At 35.2% G+C, this 15969-nt stretch carries 18 protein-coding genes; 14 read left to right on the top strand and 4 right to left on the bottom strand.

Annotated features, from left to right (window positions below):
- The first annotated feature begins 29 nt into the window (after positions 1-29).
- The 12 genes from IV87_RS00160 (at position 30) to IV87_RS00105 (ending at position 12376) form a co-directional block, all read left to right on the top strand.
- The gene (locus IV87_RS00160) at positions 30-890 is read left to right on the top strand and encodes an ROK family protein (RefSeq protein WP_057804882.1); all 861 of its coding nucleotides are present in this window, start codon (positions 30-32) and stop codon (positions 888-890) included.
- 150 nt (positions 891-1040) lie between these two features.
- Complete coding sequence (locus IV87_RS00155; RefSeq protein ID WP_057804881.1) at positions 1041-3794, top strand: sigma 54-interacting transcriptional regulator; 2754 nt, start codon at positions 1041-1043, stop codon at positions 3792-3794.
- Positions 3795-3881: 87 nt separating this feature from the next.
- Complete coding sequence (locus tag IV87_RS00150; protein ID WP_057804880.1) at positions 3882-4400, top strand: PTS sugar transporter subunit IIB; 519 nt, start codon at positions 3882-3884, stop codon at positions 4398-4400.
- Positions 4401-4415: 15 nt separating this feature from the next.
- A complete protein-coding gene (locus tag IV87_RS00145) occupies positions 4416-4892 on the top strand; it encodes a PTS sugar transporter subunit IIB (RefSeq protein WP_057804879.1) in 477 nt (158 codons plus the stop codon).
- Between the two features lie 15 nt (positions 4893-4907).
- Positions 4908-5702 carry a PTS mannose/fructose/sorbose/N-acetylgalactosamine transporter subunit IIC gene (locus IV87_RS00140; RefSeq protein ID WP_057804878.1) on the top strand — a complete coding sequence of 265 codons (795 nt, stop codon included), beginning with the start codon at positions 4908-4910 and terminating at the stop codon, positions 5700-5702.
- Positions 5695-6507 (top strand): PTS system mannose/fructose/sorbose family transporter subunit IID, encoded by an 813-nt coding sequence (locus tag IV87_RS00135; protein WP_082623471.1) that lies wholly within the window; start codon positions 5695-5697, stop codon positions 6505-6507. The genes IV87_RS00140 and IV87_RS00135 overlap by 8 nt, the downstream gene beginning before the upstream one ends.
- Before the next feature lie 154 nt (positions 6508-6661).
- Positions 6662-7078: a PTS sugar transporter subunit IIA gene (locus IV87_RS00130; protein ID WP_057804877.1), complete on the top strand. Its 417-nt coding sequence runs from the start codon at positions 6662-6664 to the stop codon at positions 7076-7078.
- On the top strand, positions 7071-8777 hold the full coding sequence (locus IV87_RS00125) for an alpha-glucosidase (protein ID WP_057805006.1): 1707 nt from the start codon (positions 7071-7073) through the stop codon (positions 8775-8777). Before IV87_RS00130 ends, IV87_RS00125 begins: the two co-directional genes overlap by 8 nt.
- 20 nt (positions 8778-8797) lie before the next feature.
- Positions 8798-11053 carry a glycoside hydrolase family 31 protein gene (locus tag IV87_RS00120; RefSeq protein ID WP_057804876.1) on the top strand — a complete coding sequence of 752 codons (2256 nt, stop codon included), beginning with the start codon at positions 8798-8800 and terminating at the stop codon, positions 11051-11053.
- Positions 11054-11184: 131 nt separating this feature from the next.
- Positions 11185-11517, top strand: a complete 333-nt coding sequence (locus IV87_RS00115) for a HigA family addiction module antitoxin (RefSeq protein WP_057804875.1) — start codon at positions 11185-11187, stop codon at positions 11515-11517.
- A gap of 94 nt (positions 11518-11611) precedes the next feature.
- Positions 11612-11854, top strand: a complete 243-nt coding sequence (locus IV87_RS00110; RefSeq protein ID WP_057804874.1) for a hypothetical protein — start codon at positions 11612-11614, stop codon at positions 11852-11854.
- Positions 11855-11971: 117 nt separating this feature from the next.
- Positions 11972-12376 (top strand): type II toxin-antitoxin system HicB family antitoxin, encoded by a 405-nt coding sequence (locus tag IV87_RS00105; protein ID WP_057804873.1) that lies wholly within the window; start codon positions 11972-11974, stop codon positions 12374-12376.
- Positions 12377-12468: 92 nt separating this feature from the next.
- On the opposite strand, the gene IV87_RS11335 is transcribed toward IV87_RS00105, so the two are convergent.
- From IV87_RS11335 to IV87_RS00090, 4 genes are read right to left on the bottom strand one after another with little or no spacing between them, the layout of a single operon-like run.
- Positions 12469-12582, bottom strand: coding sequence for a hypothetical protein (locus tag IV87_RS11335; RefSeq protein WP_143053125.1), 114 nt, complete (start codon positions 12580-12582; stop codon positions 12469-12471).
- Positions 12579-12740 carry a hypothetical protein gene (locus IV87_RS11330; RefSeq protein ID WP_156407362.1) on the bottom strand — a complete coding sequence of 54 codons (162 nt, stop codon included), beginning with the start codon at positions 12738-12740 and terminating at the stop codon, positions 12579-12581. The genes IV87_RS11335 and IV87_RS11330 overlap by 4 nt, the downstream gene beginning before the upstream one ends.
- Before the next feature lie 38 nt (positions 12741-12778).
- Positions 12779-13057, bottom strand: a complete 279-nt coding sequence (locus tag IV87_RS00095) for a type II toxin-antitoxin system YafQ family toxin (protein ID WP_057804872.1) — start codon at positions 13055-13057, stop codon at positions 12779-12781.
- Complete coding sequence (locus IV87_RS00090) at positions 13050-13325, bottom strand: type II toxin-antitoxin system RelB/DinJ family antitoxin (protein ID WP_057804871.1); 276 nt, start codon at positions 13323-13325, stop codon at positions 13050-13052. Before IV87_RS00090 ends, IV87_RS00095 begins: the two co-directional genes overlap by 8 nt.
- 258 nt (positions 13326-13583) lie before the next feature.
- Between IV87_RS00090 and IV87_RS00085 the strand changes: the two genes are divergently transcribed.
- Both IV87_RS00085 and IV87_RS00080 read left to right on the top strand, forming a co-directional pair.
- Positions 13584-15512 (top strand): BglG family transcription antiterminator, encoded by a 1929-nt coding sequence (locus IV87_RS00085; protein WP_057804870.1) that lies wholly within the window; start codon positions 13584-13586, stop codon positions 15510-15512.
- Positions 15505-15960 carry a PTS sugar transporter subunit IIA gene (locus IV87_RS00080; RefSeq protein ID WP_057804869.1) on the top strand — a complete coding sequence of 152 codons (456 nt, stop codon included), beginning with the start codon at positions 15505-15507 and terminating at the stop codon, positions 15958-15960. The genes IV87_RS00085 and IV87_RS00080 overlap by 8 nt, the downstream gene beginning before the upstream one ends.
- Positions 15961-15969: the final 9 nt, after the last annotated feature.

Below are 15969 nucleotides of genomic sequence, written 5' to 3'. Positions count from 1 at the left end.
CTTTGAATTTTTTTGAATTGAGGAGAAGTATGACTATGTATTATGGTGGTATTGAGGCAGGAGGAACAAAGTTTGTGTGTGCTGTTTCAGATGAAAATCAAAAAATTATAGCACGCATTAAATTTCCAACAAATTCTCCACAAGAAACTATAAAAAACATCAAACAATTTTTTGAAAAATATCAACTAGAAAAATTAGCTGTAGGTGCATTTGGACCAATTGGAATAAATAAGAAAAATCCAGATTACGGTTATGTTAAAGAAACTCCCAAAGCTGGTTGGCAGCATTTTAATTTTCTTGGAGAATTAAAGAAGTTTATTCACGTACCAATCGTTTGGACAACAGATGTTAATATTGCAAGTTATGGCGAGTATCGCAAAGGAGCGGCGATAAATAAGAGTAGCGCTGTTTATCTAACCGTTGGTACTGGAATTGGTGGTGGACTAATATACAAAGATGATGTATATCAAAATTGGAATCATCCAGAAATGGGACATATTAAAGTTGCTCCTATGAAAGGAGATAATTTTACTGGTGATTGTCCTTATCATAAAAATTGCTTGGAAGGAATGGCAGCTGGTCCTGCACTTGAAGCACGTGCTTGTAAAAAGGCTTTTGATCTAAATAAAGATGATCCAATATGGAGACTAGAAGCTTTTTATTTGGCGCAGGCTGCAATGACGTATACGTTATTATATGCTCCGGAAATTGTGATTTTTGGTGGTGGAGTTTCAAATCAACAGCAATTGTTTCCTTTAATTCGTAAATCATTTGCAAAGCAACTTAACCAATATGTAAATACACCACCATTAGACGAATATTTAGTGCATGCCCAATTGGGTGATGATGCTGGAATAACAGGTGCATTATTGCTAGCCCATGGTAAGTAGAATAAATTTATATGAATATTTAAAAACAAGTGATTGATTGGTTTCATTTAACTAATCTACCACTTGTTTTTGAATCTCTGTAATTTTGTGATGTTTTTTATGATAATATGGTATGCATATAAACCGGTTTCAAAAAATGGAGGGGAGTTCATGGCAAATAGGAGGCCAAAAACAAATCGCGAAAAGGTTATTGAAAGCTTATCTGTATTGAGTAAGCAAGTTATTGGAACGAATCAATTAGGTGTTTCTGCTAATGCAATTGCTAAAGAAATTAAGATTCAACGTAGTACGGTTAGTCTTTATTTAAATGAATTAGTTCGAAATGGCGAAGCAGTTAAAATAAATACACGACCAGTATATTTTTTAGATGCATCTTTCTATCGGAAAAATAAGAATAATATTCCGCAGATGGCTCAATACGTTGAGAATAAAGAACTTATACGGGATGAAATCGATCCATTTGAAGAATTGGTTGGAAGTGATGGTAGCCTAAAAGATGTAGTGGATCAAATTAAGTCTGCCGTGATTTATCCACCGCGTGGATTATCAACTTTATTGGTTGGAGAATCGGGAGTAGGGAAAAGTTTTATTGCAAATCTGGCTTATAAATTTGCTCAACAAGAAGGATTGGTTACTGGTAAATGGGTGGTTTTGAATTGTGCTGAATATGCCGATAATCCAGAACTACTATCGAGTATCTTGTTTGGTAATGTTAAAGGTGCGTTTACTGGTGCAGAGCAGGACAAAGATGGTTTATTGAAAGCTGCAGCTAACGGTTATCTTTTTTTAGATGAAGTTCATAGACTTAATCCAGAAAATCAAGAAAAACTTTTTCAATACATGGATAAGGGAACGTATCGTCGTGTTGGTGAAACAAATACTATCCAAAGATCAAATGCACGATTAATTTTTGCAACAACTGAAAAGCAAAATGCAGATTTTCTACAAACTTTTTTAAGACGAATTCCATTAGTAATTCAAATCCCAGACTTTCAGGAAAGAACAAGAAAAGAACGTATTGATTTAATTACAATGCTTTTCTTTAAAGAGTCACAAACAATTTTACGCGATTTTAAGATTTCTTCAGAAGTTGTACAAACACTGATTCAAAATATTGATAAGGGAAATGTTGGTAAATTAGCCAGTATTGTTAAGTTAACTTGTGCAGAGGCACTTTTAAAGACCAATTCTAAAGAAAAAACGATTCGTATTAAATTGGATAGCTTACCACGAGATTTCTTAAGGGAATCGGACATTAAAAATGTTTCACCTGACAAAAACTACGAAATACAAATCCATTTTGAGTCTGAACATATTAAGAGCCGTAATACAATTGAACGTGATCATTTATATAAATTCACAAACGAATTGATACAATTAGTATTAAAAATAAATATGGAATCATTGTCTGATAAGCAATTTTATAGTGAAATCGGAAAAATTGAAAATGATATTATTGATTATCTTTCTTTTGAGTTGAGAAAAACCAAATCAAATGCTTTTTCTGAATATGTTGAACAAACACTGAAAAGCATTTTATCTAATTTATATCTGAACATTGGTATTAGTCAGTTTAATAGCAGCGCTAATTTATTAACCAAATTGGTTATTTATATTAATGATTATGAAGATGACCAAGAGATTTCTAAGCTTAATGAATCAGTTTTGATTATCAAAAAAAAGTTTCCAGATGAAGCACAACTGGCTGATCGAATTGTTAGTGTAATTCAAAATCAGTTTGAAGTGCATAATGTGGCTTTATATCAAATTCTAGTATTCTCGTTCATTTATTCTCAAAATCAAAAAATGATAGATCGTGAAAATAATGCCATTATTATTACACATGGATATTCTACGGCTGAGAGTTTAGCATCGACAGTGAACCGTTTGCTAGGGAGTTATGTGTACGAGAGTTTCGATATGCCTCTAGACGCTAGTGTGGATGATATTGTGCGAGAAATTAAGACCTATTTCAAGACAATTGATATTGAAAAGCCGTTAATTATATTGGTAGATATGGGCTCATTGAAAGATTTAGATCAACGACTAAAAAAAATCTATCAGGGAACAATTGCCATAATTTCAGGAGTTTCAACAGAGATTACACTTGATATTGGAAATAAGATTGTTCAAAATAATATTAATAAAGCTGCATTGAGAAAGAGCGTTGAATTGGCTGCACCACAACTGACAATGGTAGAACCTCCAAAACGACAAAATGTTATATTAACAACTTGCATTACCGGAATTGGAGCAGCTACATATCTTCAAAAATTGATTCAGGATAATACGAACGGAAAAATTAAAGTAATCTCTAAGGATTTTTATGAACTTAAACAAAATGGATTAAAAGATCGGGTTTTCAATGAGTATCAGGTTCGAATCATTGTGGGTACAGATGATCCCAACATTCAGGAAATCCCATATTTATCAGTAGAAGGTTTGATTAATCGTGATATTGGTGATTCAGTGTTCATGAGTGCCTTTCCGAATAATTTCACCACTGATGGTTTAAAGAAAATGAATCAGCGAATAGTACGTGCATTCACAGTAGATAATATTGCTAGTAATATGACGGCTCTGAGCCCTAATGCTACTGTTCAACAGGTTGAAAATGGTGTAACTAAACTAGAAAGAAGTTTAGGAACTAAGCTGGATGTTTATTTGAAGATAAATTTATATATGCATTTGTGTTTTATGTTTGAGCGAGTAGTGCAAGAAGAACCAAATATGGATTATCAAAATGTCGGACAATTTATTCAACAACATCGACATTTTGTGGAAATCACGGAAGATGCACTTAGTGATATGCAACACTATTATAGTGTTAAGATTCCGGTCTCAGAAATTGGATTTATATATGATATTTTAAAAAATCGGGTTGATTTATCAACCATAGAATAGCTGGAAGCGTGGGATTGGTGCAGCTTTTTAGAAAAGGCTTACACTAGTTGGCACGCTTTTTGCTTATATAAAGGTGAGGACAAAAAAATGAGTGAACAACAAAAGAAGATAGTTTTTAGAGTAGATAATCGTTTGGTGCATGGTCAAATTGCGGTTAATTGGAAGCAGGCTTATCAGTTTAGTGCAATTATTGTTCCAGATAACCAATTAGCGCAAGACAAATTAAATCAGACTTTAATGAAAATGGCCATCAGAGCCGCTGATTTAAAAGGATATTTTGTTAGTGTTGAAGAAGCACCCGATGTCATAAGAAAGCTTTCAGTTGTTCATCAAGGCCTCTTAGCTGATAACAGGTCGAAGGATTCTGTTTTTGTTGTTTGTCGGACACCAGCGGTTGTTAGAAAAATAGTTGAAGGAGGGGTAAAGGCTGATTCGGTAACACTTTGGAATATGTTTAAGCAACCAAAGAAGGAAAAAATTTTCGGAGTAGTTTACATGGATGAATCAGATATTGAAGATGTAAGAGCAATTGAGAAAACTGGGGTATCTGTTGCAATTCAGGAAACTCCGTATTCGAAGAAAATCACCGTACCTCAAAAAATCTAAAGGAGTGAGAAAATTATGCCAGTAGTATTAGCAAGAGTTGATCAACGTTTAATTCATGGCTTGATTGTTAACCAATGGGCTCAATCTTTAAAGGCCAAAAGATTCATGGTCGTAGATGACGTTGTAAGTCAAAATGAAGACTTAAAAGCAAGTATGAGAATGTCCAAACCGTCTGGAACAGGAATGTCAATTATTAACACAGAAAAGGCAATCACAAATTTTAAAAATGGAAATTATGATGCTCAACGTGTGTTTGTACTTGTAAAAGAACCAAGTAAACTATTGGAACTAATAGATGCAGGAATTGAGATTCCAAAAGTTAATCTAGGAATTATGTTTGCTGAAAATGGTAGAACACCAGTTACTAAGTTCATTGCATTAAATGATGAGGAAAAAGCAGATATTAAAAAAATTCAGGAAAAAGGTATTCCGGTTACTGTTCAATATGTGCCCGCTGATCCTGAGGAAGACATTACTAAGTATCTTAAATAAAAGGAGTGGAGTTTTATGCAGTTACTTCAAGATTTATTAATTATCCTGTTAGCCGCTTGGATGTGTATTGACCAAAATGGTTTAGTTATAGTTTCCTACTTCCCCGTAATTGTTGGATTCATTACTGGACTGATTATGGGTGATATCACAACCGCCATGTATATTGCCGGTACTTTTGAATTAATGCAATTAGGTGTTGCTAATTTAGGCGGTTCATCAATGCCTAACTATGGATTAGCTACAATTATTGGAGCATTCTTAGCAATTCGTACAGGTACTGGTGTAAAAACTGGTATTGCAGTTGGATTACCTGTTGGAATGTTAGCTATTCAACTTGATGTATTAATCAAAATTATTAATCAGTTTATCCAACGTAGAATGGAACGTTTAAACCACGAACACAAATGGAAGGCAATGTTACGTCAACCTTGGTATGGAGTTGGATTCTTTGGTCTTGAAACAGGAATTCCAACCGCAATTTTGGTGTTCTTAGGTCCTACCGCTGTTAAAGAAATTTTGAAATGGTTACCAGCATGGTTTACGAATGGATTGACTATTGCAGGTGGACTATTACCTGTTGTCGGTGTCGCTATGTTGTTGCATTATATGCCAACAAAGAAGTTTTTCACTTTTCTTGTCATTGGATTCGTTCTTACTGCTTATCTGAAAGTACCAATTTTAGGTCTTGCTTTAATCGGTTTTGCATGCGCTTACTATTACTTTAATTCAGAAATGAAGAAAGCCGATGAAAAGCAAGAGGTAAAAGCTGCTGGTGCAACAAATGATCAGGGAGATGACTATGATGAGTGAAAATGAAAATAAAACTGTAATCACAAAACATGATTTACGTAAAATGGGTGTTCGTTGGTGTTTTATGGGTGTTAATGCTTTTAATTATGAAACGCAAGAAGGCCCTGGTTACACATATGCAGTTGCGCCTGCCCTTCGTAAAATTTATCCAAATGATGATGATTATGAACAGGCAATTGCTAATCATTTAAACTACTTTAACACCACAACTGCTATGGCAAACATTTTGATGGGTGCAACAACTGCTATGGAAGAAAAAGAAGGCACCAAATCACTTGATGCTGTTCAGGCTTTAAAGACTTCATTAATGGGTCCGTTAGCAGGAATTGGGGACACATTAATCTGGGTACTGTGGCCAACAATTATTGGATCCATTTCAGGATATATGGCTGTTAAAGGGAATCCGCTTGGAGCAATTATTTGGTTCTTATGCAACGTAGCCTTCTTCTTTGGCAAGGTTTGGTTGACTAGTTTAGGATATTTTTCTGGAACTAAATTAATTACTTCCTTAGGAGAAAGAATTTCTATTTTTACTGAATCAGCTTCAATAATGGGGCTAACAGTAGTTGGAGCTTTAGTTGCCAGTGTTGTAAAAGTAACAACTCCAATTACATTTAAGTTTGGTGCAGTTACAATGGGTCTGCAAACAGGCATTTTAGATAAAATTATGCCAGCATTGCTTCCCGTGTTACTTACATGGGTTGTATATAAGCTTATTGGAAATAAAAAATGGACAATGAACAGAATTATTTTACTCTTGATTGTGCTTGCAATGGTTTGTTCGTTTTTCAATATTTTGAAGTAAACTAAGAGTGGGACAAAGGTTTAACAAAGATTACTTTTGTAAAAGAGAAAAAGTGATCGATTGTTGAAATGGTTAATTTGTTGAACTAACCAGTCTTTGTCTCATTTTTTGATATAATAATTGGTTAATCTATAAGAGAAAGAGGATATTACTTATGAAAAGAAATATAGTGATTGCTTCACACGGAAAACTAGCAGAAGGTATGAAAAAAACACTCGAATTTATCGCAGGAAAACAGACGCAATTAACTGTTCTAACTGCATACACAGATAATCAGCCAATTGAAAAACAGGTTGAAAATTTAATGTCACAATTTGTACCAGAGGATGAAGTCGTTATTTTTACTGATATGTTAGCAGGAAGCGTTAATCAAAAATTTTTCCCTTATAGATCAAGACCACACACACAGCTTGTTACTGGTATGAACTTACCCGTTATTTTGGCGGTCACGATGGAACCAACTGACAAGTATTTAACTTCAGAAAAGATGCGCGAATTAATTAAACAAGGTAGAGAACAACTTGCGTATGTAAATGACATAAGTGTTGAGGACGATGACGATGATGAGTGATTCATTGAAATGGTGGCAAAAAAGCGTTGTGTATCAGGTGTATCCGAAAAGCTTTAATGATTCAAATGATGATGGCGTTGGAGACTTAAATGGAATTACAGAGAAACTGAATTACATCAAAGAACTAGGAGCAGATATTATTTGGTTAAATCCAATTTATGATTCTCCTCATATTGATAATGGTTATGATATTTCAAATTATCGTACTATTGATTCAAGTTTAGGTACAATGACCGATTTTGATCAATTGTTAAAAAAAGCTCATGAACTGGGTTTGAAAATAATTCTGGATCTAGTGGTAAATCATACTTCAGATCAGCATCCTTGGTTCAAAGAAAGTCAAAAATCTAAAAATAATCCTTATCATGATTATTATATATGGAAGGATCCTGTGAATAATCATGAACCAAACAACTGGGGATCTAGCTTTGGCGGATCTTCATGGGAATACGTCAACACTGTTGGACAATATTATTTACACTTATTTGCCAAACAACAGCCAGACTTAAATTGGGAGAATTCAAAAGTAAGGCAAGAAGTGTTTGACATCATGCGTTTTTGGTTGAACAAAGGAATTGATGGTTTCCGAATGGACGTAATCAACTTAATTTCAAAAAAAGCAGATTTCCCTGATGGACCAGTTGTTCAGCAGAAAAAGTTTGGTGATTATTATTATGGAGCAGCAAATGGTCCCAAAGTTCACGATTATTTAAAAGAAATGAATAGTCAAGTTTTGAGACATTATGATGTGGTGACTGTAGGAGAAACACCTCATACTAATATTGAGGAAGCAGTAAAATATGTTGACAGAAGACGCCATGAATTAGACATGGTGTTTCACTTTGATCACATGCATCTTGATTATGGTAAGTATGGTAAATTTTCCAAAAATCGATTTAAATTAAAAGATTTAAAAATTGTTTTAAGCCGATGGCAAACAGAGATGGCAAAACATCACGGTTGGAATAGTCTATATTGGAGTAATCATGACCAGGCAAGAGCTGTATCTCGATTTGGTGACGACGGAAAGTATCGTGTTGTTTCAGCAAAAATGTTAGGTACTCTTTTACATATGATGCAAGGAACACCGTATATTTTTGAAGGTGAAGAGATTGGAATGACCAATCTGCATGATACTAGGATTTCCGATTATAATGATTTAGAAACTTTAGATGTTTATAAGCGTTTTCAAAATGACTATCATTTATCAAAAGAAGATATTATGAAGACCATTCACATGAAATCGCGTGATAACGCTAGAACGCCAATGCAATGGAGTGACAGTAAAAATGCCGGTTTTAGTAGTTTTAATAGAACTTGGTTAAAAGTTAATTCGAATTTTAAAGATATCAACGTTGACCAAGCAAAAAAAGATCCTAATTCAGTTTTCTATTACTACCAAAAACTTATATGGCTTCGTCACAATTATTCAATTGTAACCACAGGAGAATATCGATTAATAGATAATAATTCACAGGTGTTTAGTTACGAGCGGGTTAATTCCGATGAAATTCTGTTAGTTATCTGTAGCTTTGCACATGAAACTATTCAATATAAAGTACCAATAGATTTGAAACAATTAAAGCATAAGGTTTTGATTAGTAATGGAGATCATTATGAATGGGATGATAATGGAAACATTATTTTACAGCCGTATGCAGCTGTAGTTTATCTTATCAAAACAAAACAAGAATATTAACTGTTACGAGGAGGAGTGCAATGAATTCTGAAAGTATCATTAAGGGAACCAATTATCGTTTTACAGTTCTAACTGAGAGATTAATTAGATTAGAATATTCTGATAATGGTCAATTTGAAGATCGAACTACACAAGTGGTTCAAAATCGAGATTTCAAAAAACCAGAATTTCAAGTTTTTAAAAATCGTAAAAATCATCAAATTGAAATTATTACTAAATTTATTCATTTATATTATGATGGCGGAAAGTTCACGCCGGGCACTCTCTATATTGATGCTGCCTATAATTACGGTACTTACATGAGTCGTTGGTACTTTGGAGAAAAAATTAAAAAAAATTTGAAAGGAACAGCACGAACTCTTGATAAGGCAGATGGCGAGATTCCTTTGGAAGACGGTTTGATGGCTAAGGATGGCTTTTCTTATTTAAATGATTCTAAATCATTTATTCTATCTGAGGGTAAATTTCAAGTTAGACAGAACTCAGAATTAGATTATTACTATTTTGCATATGGTCATGACTTTGAAGGAACTTTAAAAGACTACTATCAATTAACGGGGTTCACACCATTAATTCCACGCTATGCTTTAGGAAATTGGTGGAGTCGGTACTGGCCATATACACAGACCGAATACAAAGCACTGTTTGAACGATTTAATAAGGAAGAAATTCCGATTTCAGTAGCCGTCATGGATATGGACTGGCATCTCGTTCATGATGTGCCAGCACGTTTTGGTAGTGGCTGGACGGGATACACTTGGAACAAAAAGTTGTTTCCCGATCACAAAAAATTGATTCAGTGGTTACATGATCAAGGCAAACATGTAACGATTAATGATCATCCTGCTGCTGGGGTACGGGCATTTGAAGATGCTTATCCTAAAGTGGCCAAACGCTTAGGCTTAAATGCGGATGAAGAAGAACCAGCTTTGTTTGATTTTCAAAATCCGTTATATCGAAAAACCTACTTTGAAGATGTTCATCGACCTTTGGAAAAGGATGGCATTGATTTTTGGTGGATCGATTGGCAACAAGGCCAAAATCGAAGCGACACTCAGGTGGATCCGCTTTGGTTACTTAATCATTATGTGTATCAAGATAACGCTAACCAGCATTCTGGCAACGGTTTAACTCTTTCTCGTTATGGGGGTCCCGGAAGTCATCGTTACCCATTAGGATTTTCGGGTGACACTGTGGCAAGCTGGAAATCACTACAATTTCAACCATACTTTACATCCACCGCTTCAAACATTGGGTATACTTGGTGGAGTCACGATATCGGTGGTCATATGAATGGGGCATATGATAGCGAATTAACGTTGCGCTGGATGCAATTTGGGGTGTTTAGTCCGATTAATCGTCTGCATAGTTCAGAAAATCCGTTTATGGGTAAGGAACCTTGGAACTATGATGAAAATGCCCGTCAGGTAATGACGCAGTTTCTACGTTTACGCAGTTCTTTGGTCCCTTATTTGGACACGGCTAATGATCTGACGCATCAAAATGGTGTGCCGTTGGTTGAGCCAGTTTATTACAAACATCCTGATGATAAAGAAGCTTACACTGTGCCTAATCAATATTACTTTGGAAGTGAATTGATGGTGGCAGCGATCACTGAACCTAGTGATGAAGTGACCGCCGAAGCACAGGTTAAAGTGTGGTTGCCTGAAGGTGATTGGTACGATTTCTTCACTGGCGTAAAGTATGTCGGTGGTACTTTTATCAATGCTTCTCGTTCAGAAAATGGCTATCCGGTATTTGTCAAAGCTGGTGGTATTGTGCCATTGAACGAAAATTATATGGAGAATATTGAACAACTCCCTGAAAAATTAACGGTTCGTGTTTATCCTGGTAAGGCTAATCAGTATACGTTGGTTGAACATCAAAATGGGGCGGTTGCTAAGACAACGTTTGAGTTTGATGGTGTTAATACGATCAAAGTACAGACGAATGATCCTGAAGCAATCATTCCAACGCAGCGTCAGATTGTCTTTGTACCAAGTGGCAATGTGGTTAACAATGATGAAAATCAGGTTCAAGTGAATGCTTCAAAAGCAGACATCACTGTGTCGCTTAAGTTTGAAGTGGATTCGCAATTAGTGTTGAATTTGATTTACACAAAGTTGCAGCATGCCAAAATCTCTTTCGATTTAAAAAAAGCAATCTGGAATAATTTACGAAAAGATTCTAGTTTAACGCAAAAAGTTAGCTATCTCAATACATTGGAACAACCACGAGTTGCGGAGATGTTGCTGGAATTAGTGGGAGCGTTATAGAAGAATTGTTTTAAATTTTAAAGTCTTATCTCAAGTGGTAAGGCTTTTTTTGATTGAGTTAGGTTTAATCGAATTGAAAGAGCAGACACTAATATACCTATATGGTATATTGATGGTGGGGGTTGATTTAAATGTTGCATCGAGAAAATAAAATTAGAAAGTATCATACATCATCAGCTGCGGATCTAATTCGAGAAACCATGGATTATTATAAAATTACGCAAACTGATTTAGCAGACAGGTTGGGTGTTAGTCAAAAGCATATTTCCGAAATATTACGGAGAAAGAAGTTTATTAGTGAAACGCTTGCTTTGCGAATTGAAACAGTTATGGGAATATCCAGTGTTTTGTTGTTGAATTTAGATTTACATTATAAATTGCGGGTAGCTAAGGAGAACCAACCAGAAGATACGAATGGTAAATCAGAAAAGTTTCTCAAACGCTATGATTGGGTGACCGTTTAACTAGCGAATAAATCAAAAAAGAGTAACTGATTATGATAACTGGAATGAATATAAAAAATCAATTACTAGTATTACCGATGAAAAAATGGTGATAATGGCTACACTTGCTAGATTGCAAACTGAAAGAATTGATCGAGTTATTTCTCACAAAAAAATTACTCAAACCATTAATGTGAAGCAATTTCAGTTAGCGAAATTAGATTCAATGCCGTCTTTAACAATGTTGAATCGATGTGCACGTGAGCCTGAATTAGAAATCGGAGTAAAGTTAGAATCAAAAGAAGCGGCTGTAAACAAAGTTCAGGAACGAGCTTGTTTAGAAGATGTTTTTATTTAGCATTAAATTCACACGTGTAATATGGTATACTTATTTAAAGCAAAATAGAGACTAAGAATGTAAAAAATTCTAGCTTGTTATGTGATTTCTATGGTAGATGAATTTTGGGGGCATTCCATGCAGAAAAAATACCAAAACGTTAAAGCAGCATATCCGGTGATTGTTAAACAAGAAAAGGCTAATTTATATCTGGTTCACATTATTGATTTTGATAGTGATACAAGTGGTTCTACTCTTAGTGAGGCAATTGAAATGGCACGTGACGCAATTTCAGAAGAAGGAGTAGCACGGCAAAATGTTGGGTTACCGCTCCCTAAACCGAGTTTCAATGTAAAAGCTTCGAAAGATACGATTGTAACTTATGTTGACATTGATTTAGCTAAGTTTCGCAGAATGTCAGATAATCGAACGATCAAGAAAACAATTACCATCCCAAGTTATTTGAATGAATTGGGACGTGAACATGACATCAACTTTTCAGAGACGATGACTAATGCCTTGAAGGCTAAACTCGGATTGTAGATTTTGTGTTTTATGACTAATCAGAATAAAACCATCTGTAAAGTGAATTTGCAGATGGCTTTTGTTTTATTCATTTTAATGATACTGATTACTTACACAATCTTGATTTCTAATTCATGTCCCAATCCGTTTGCGTAACGGTTTAACGTTGCAAAAGTTGGAATGCTATCGAGAGCTTCAATCTTTGATAGCTGAGAGGGCTTCATACCAATTCTTTTGCAAATTTAACTGCAGAAATGCCGGAGTTAATACGTTCTGCCATTAAGTCTGTAAGAATATCAATGATTTTATCATCGTGTTTATTAACTAAATGAAGATTTTTTCCTAAATCTTCCCATGAAACTAATTTTCTGGTTTCTGACATCCTTATCCCTTCATTCTTATATTTTCAGTTTTCCTAGTTTATAAAACCTCATCATGCGATCCAGTTGCAAGCAAATACAGTTGTAAAGAACTTTCATCTATTGAATATACTAAGAGCCAATCACTTAGAATGTGCAGTTCCCGTAGACCGTGCATACCAATCAAATGATGATCATGATATTTTGTTCTTAGTAAGTCGGTATTTTGTTCAACTAATGCTGTGATAGCTGTTTTCAAAAGCTGCGTATCATAATGTTTTTTGTTTAGTCGTTTGTATTGTCGTTTAAATGTGGGCACTCGTGTGATCGTTTTAATCATCCTGATTACTGTTATTTAAATCATTCATCAGTGCTTCTACAGAGTCAAATGATCTTCCTTCACCAGCATTCATTTCTGAAATAGCCTGGCTTAAAGGGTTACCTTCTGGACGAAATGGTAAGGCATTTTCCTGTACCATTTTGGTTAAGAAGAGAGAAATAGCAGTTGACATATCCATACCCATATTTTTAGTAACCGTTGTGGCACGTTTTTTTAAATCAGCATCAATACGTGCGCTAACGGTGACTTTCTTTTGTTTAGTGTCCATAATTTGTGAGACTCCTTTAGTTGATATTTTCCACCTACATTATAACATGGTGTAGCCTATTGTAATACAAAGTTGCACTTTTGCACGCAAATCACATTTTTAGAAATCTATTAATGGCGATATTATCGCCATTTAGTTCAGTCGCGATCTATGAGATACTTATGCACGCAAAAAGTATACTTTCATAAGTGTACTTTATTGAATATTTCAAACTAATTTTGCATGGTATATTGAAAACGTATTCAGGAGGTGAATAACATGCATGAATCGATTGAAAATTTAACCGAACAAGAAGTTCAAATTGTTAAATTGATTCTTAACACTGGAACTGTTCATTATTCTGATATTTCCAAAAGTATTGGTAGATCACGAAAAACGATCACAAAGTATTTAGATAATATTGCTGAAACGGTTGTCACCTACAAGATTAACTTAATTCGTAAGCGCAATGTTGGTATTTACTTTGAAGGAGATACGACTGATCTACAAAACGCAATTCAAAACAAAGTTTATCCAGATACGCCTAATACTAAAAATGAACGTGTGATTGCAATATTGTCAAAACTACTACTTTCCAACTATCCACAGACAATTCAAGATCTTGCTGATAGCACGTTTGTAAGTCGAAGTACATTAGAAAGTGACTTTAAGGAAGTTAAGCGCACGTTAGCTAAGTATGATGCTTTGATTGAAACTACCCATGAAGGGATGCAGGTCATTGCATCGGAATCAGCTAAACGTAAATTAATGTCCGAGTTACTGACAATGTATTGGGGTGACACGATGTATTTGGAAAATAAGAAAGGAGAGGTACACCGCGAATTAAAAATACCAACTGATATGCGTTCATTTTTCAGTAAGGATACTTTTCAAAAAGTATTAAGTTCGTTAGATCGCTTTGAACAAGTGAGTGCACTTCATTTTACAGATTATGAGTTTCAATCTTTAGCCATTCATTTAATTATTTCTATGGAAAGAATTATTAAAGATAAAACACTGGAGAAAAGTGATCATCCTGTAAAACTAGAAATGAATACGATCAGTTTGATCAAGATTTTAGAAGCCGCCTTTAAAGTCACAATTCCACAGTATGAACGGCAATACATCAATATTCATATTTTGGCAGCAGAGGGACAACCGATTGGTAAGGATAATTTGGAGAAGGCCGCTTCGCCGATTCAACAAAATACAATTCATCAGTTTTTAGAGGATAACATTCGTAATCATGACGAGATGTTGTTGCGGGGATTAACAGTTCACGTGACATCAGCGTTAAAAAGATTGTATTTAGGTTTGAACCTGCATAATCCATATACAGCAGACATTAAGAAGTTTTTCCCGTTGGCGTTTAATAATGCGATTGATATTAGTGCCAAAATTGAAAAACAATTCAACATTACGTTGAATGAAGATGAAGTAGCGTTTATTGCGTTACACATCGAAGCCTACATTGAGCGGCAAAAAAGTATGGTAAATGCCGTAATTGTCTGCAGTACGGGACTAGGAACGGCTCGATTATTGGAGCAACGGGTGAAAAAGTTCTTTGCGGATAGTATTCAAGTAAATCGGGTGACTTCCATTCAAGAGTTAAAAAATCATCCGATTGTCGAAGATCTAGTGATTAGTACCATTCGAATTGAGGTTCCCAATGCACCGGTCGTAGTTGTACCCCCGTTTTTGGACACTGGTTCTGCCAAACAAATTCGCGGCGTGGCCGATGAAATTTTAACTAATCGTCAAAATTCAGGGAGCTTTAGTCGTTTGTTGGATAAGAGATTAATGTTCTTTGCGAATACGCAAGAAACACGTGCAATGGTCATTAAACGAATTGGGTTACAACTAGAGAAATTTTATTTTGGCCGAAAAGGCATTGTCGATGCGGCGATAGAACGAGAAAAGTTGGCTAGTACGGCAATTGACAATATTGCGATGCCCCATGCACCCATTGAATTTGTGGCTAAGCCGTGTATTGCAGTTTATATCAATTCATATGGCATTGAGTGGAATGGTAATTCAGTGAACGTTGTGTTCTTTCTTGCCATGAACCGGGAAGTACAAACGCAAATTGAACAAATTTATAAGTATTTTAACGACGTTCTTGAGAATAAAAAATTATTAAAAGAACTTGAGGGATGCACGACAGCTCAAGAGGTTTTAAGCAAATTAGGAGGTGATTTGATTGAGTAGTAAGTTAAGTGATTTCATTTCAGAAAAAAATATTGTCATGGATTTGCATGCCAAGACTCGTGACGAAGCCATTCATCAATTGGCTTTGATTTTACAACAAAATGGAAGCGTTTCCGATGCAGATGATTTTTATCATGATGTGTTACATCGGGAGTCCTTGACCACCACCGGTATTGGTAATAACATTGCGATTCCACATGGCAAAAGCACGTCGGTAATTCAATCGACGATGTTGTTTGCCAAGAATTCTGAGCCATTAGCGTGGCATTCGTTAGATGGCAGCGAGGTCAATATCATCTTCTTAATGGCAGTTTCGCCAGAATCAAAAGGGGATGCGCACTTACGGATGTTAGCTAAATTGTCCGGAAAATTGATGGATGATGATTTTGTGAAAGCAATTAAATCGGCACAAACTAGTGAAGAGATTTTAAAAATACTTAAAAGTTAAATAGGAGGA

The sequence above is a fragment of the Pediococcus ethanolidurans genome, from assembly GCF_001437405.1.
Classification (GTDB): domain Bacteria; phylum Bacillota; class Bacilli; order Lactobacillales; family Lactobacillaceae; genus Pediococcus; species Pediococcus ethanolidurans.
This window is presented reverse-complemented; position numbering and strand designations above follow the sequence as displayed.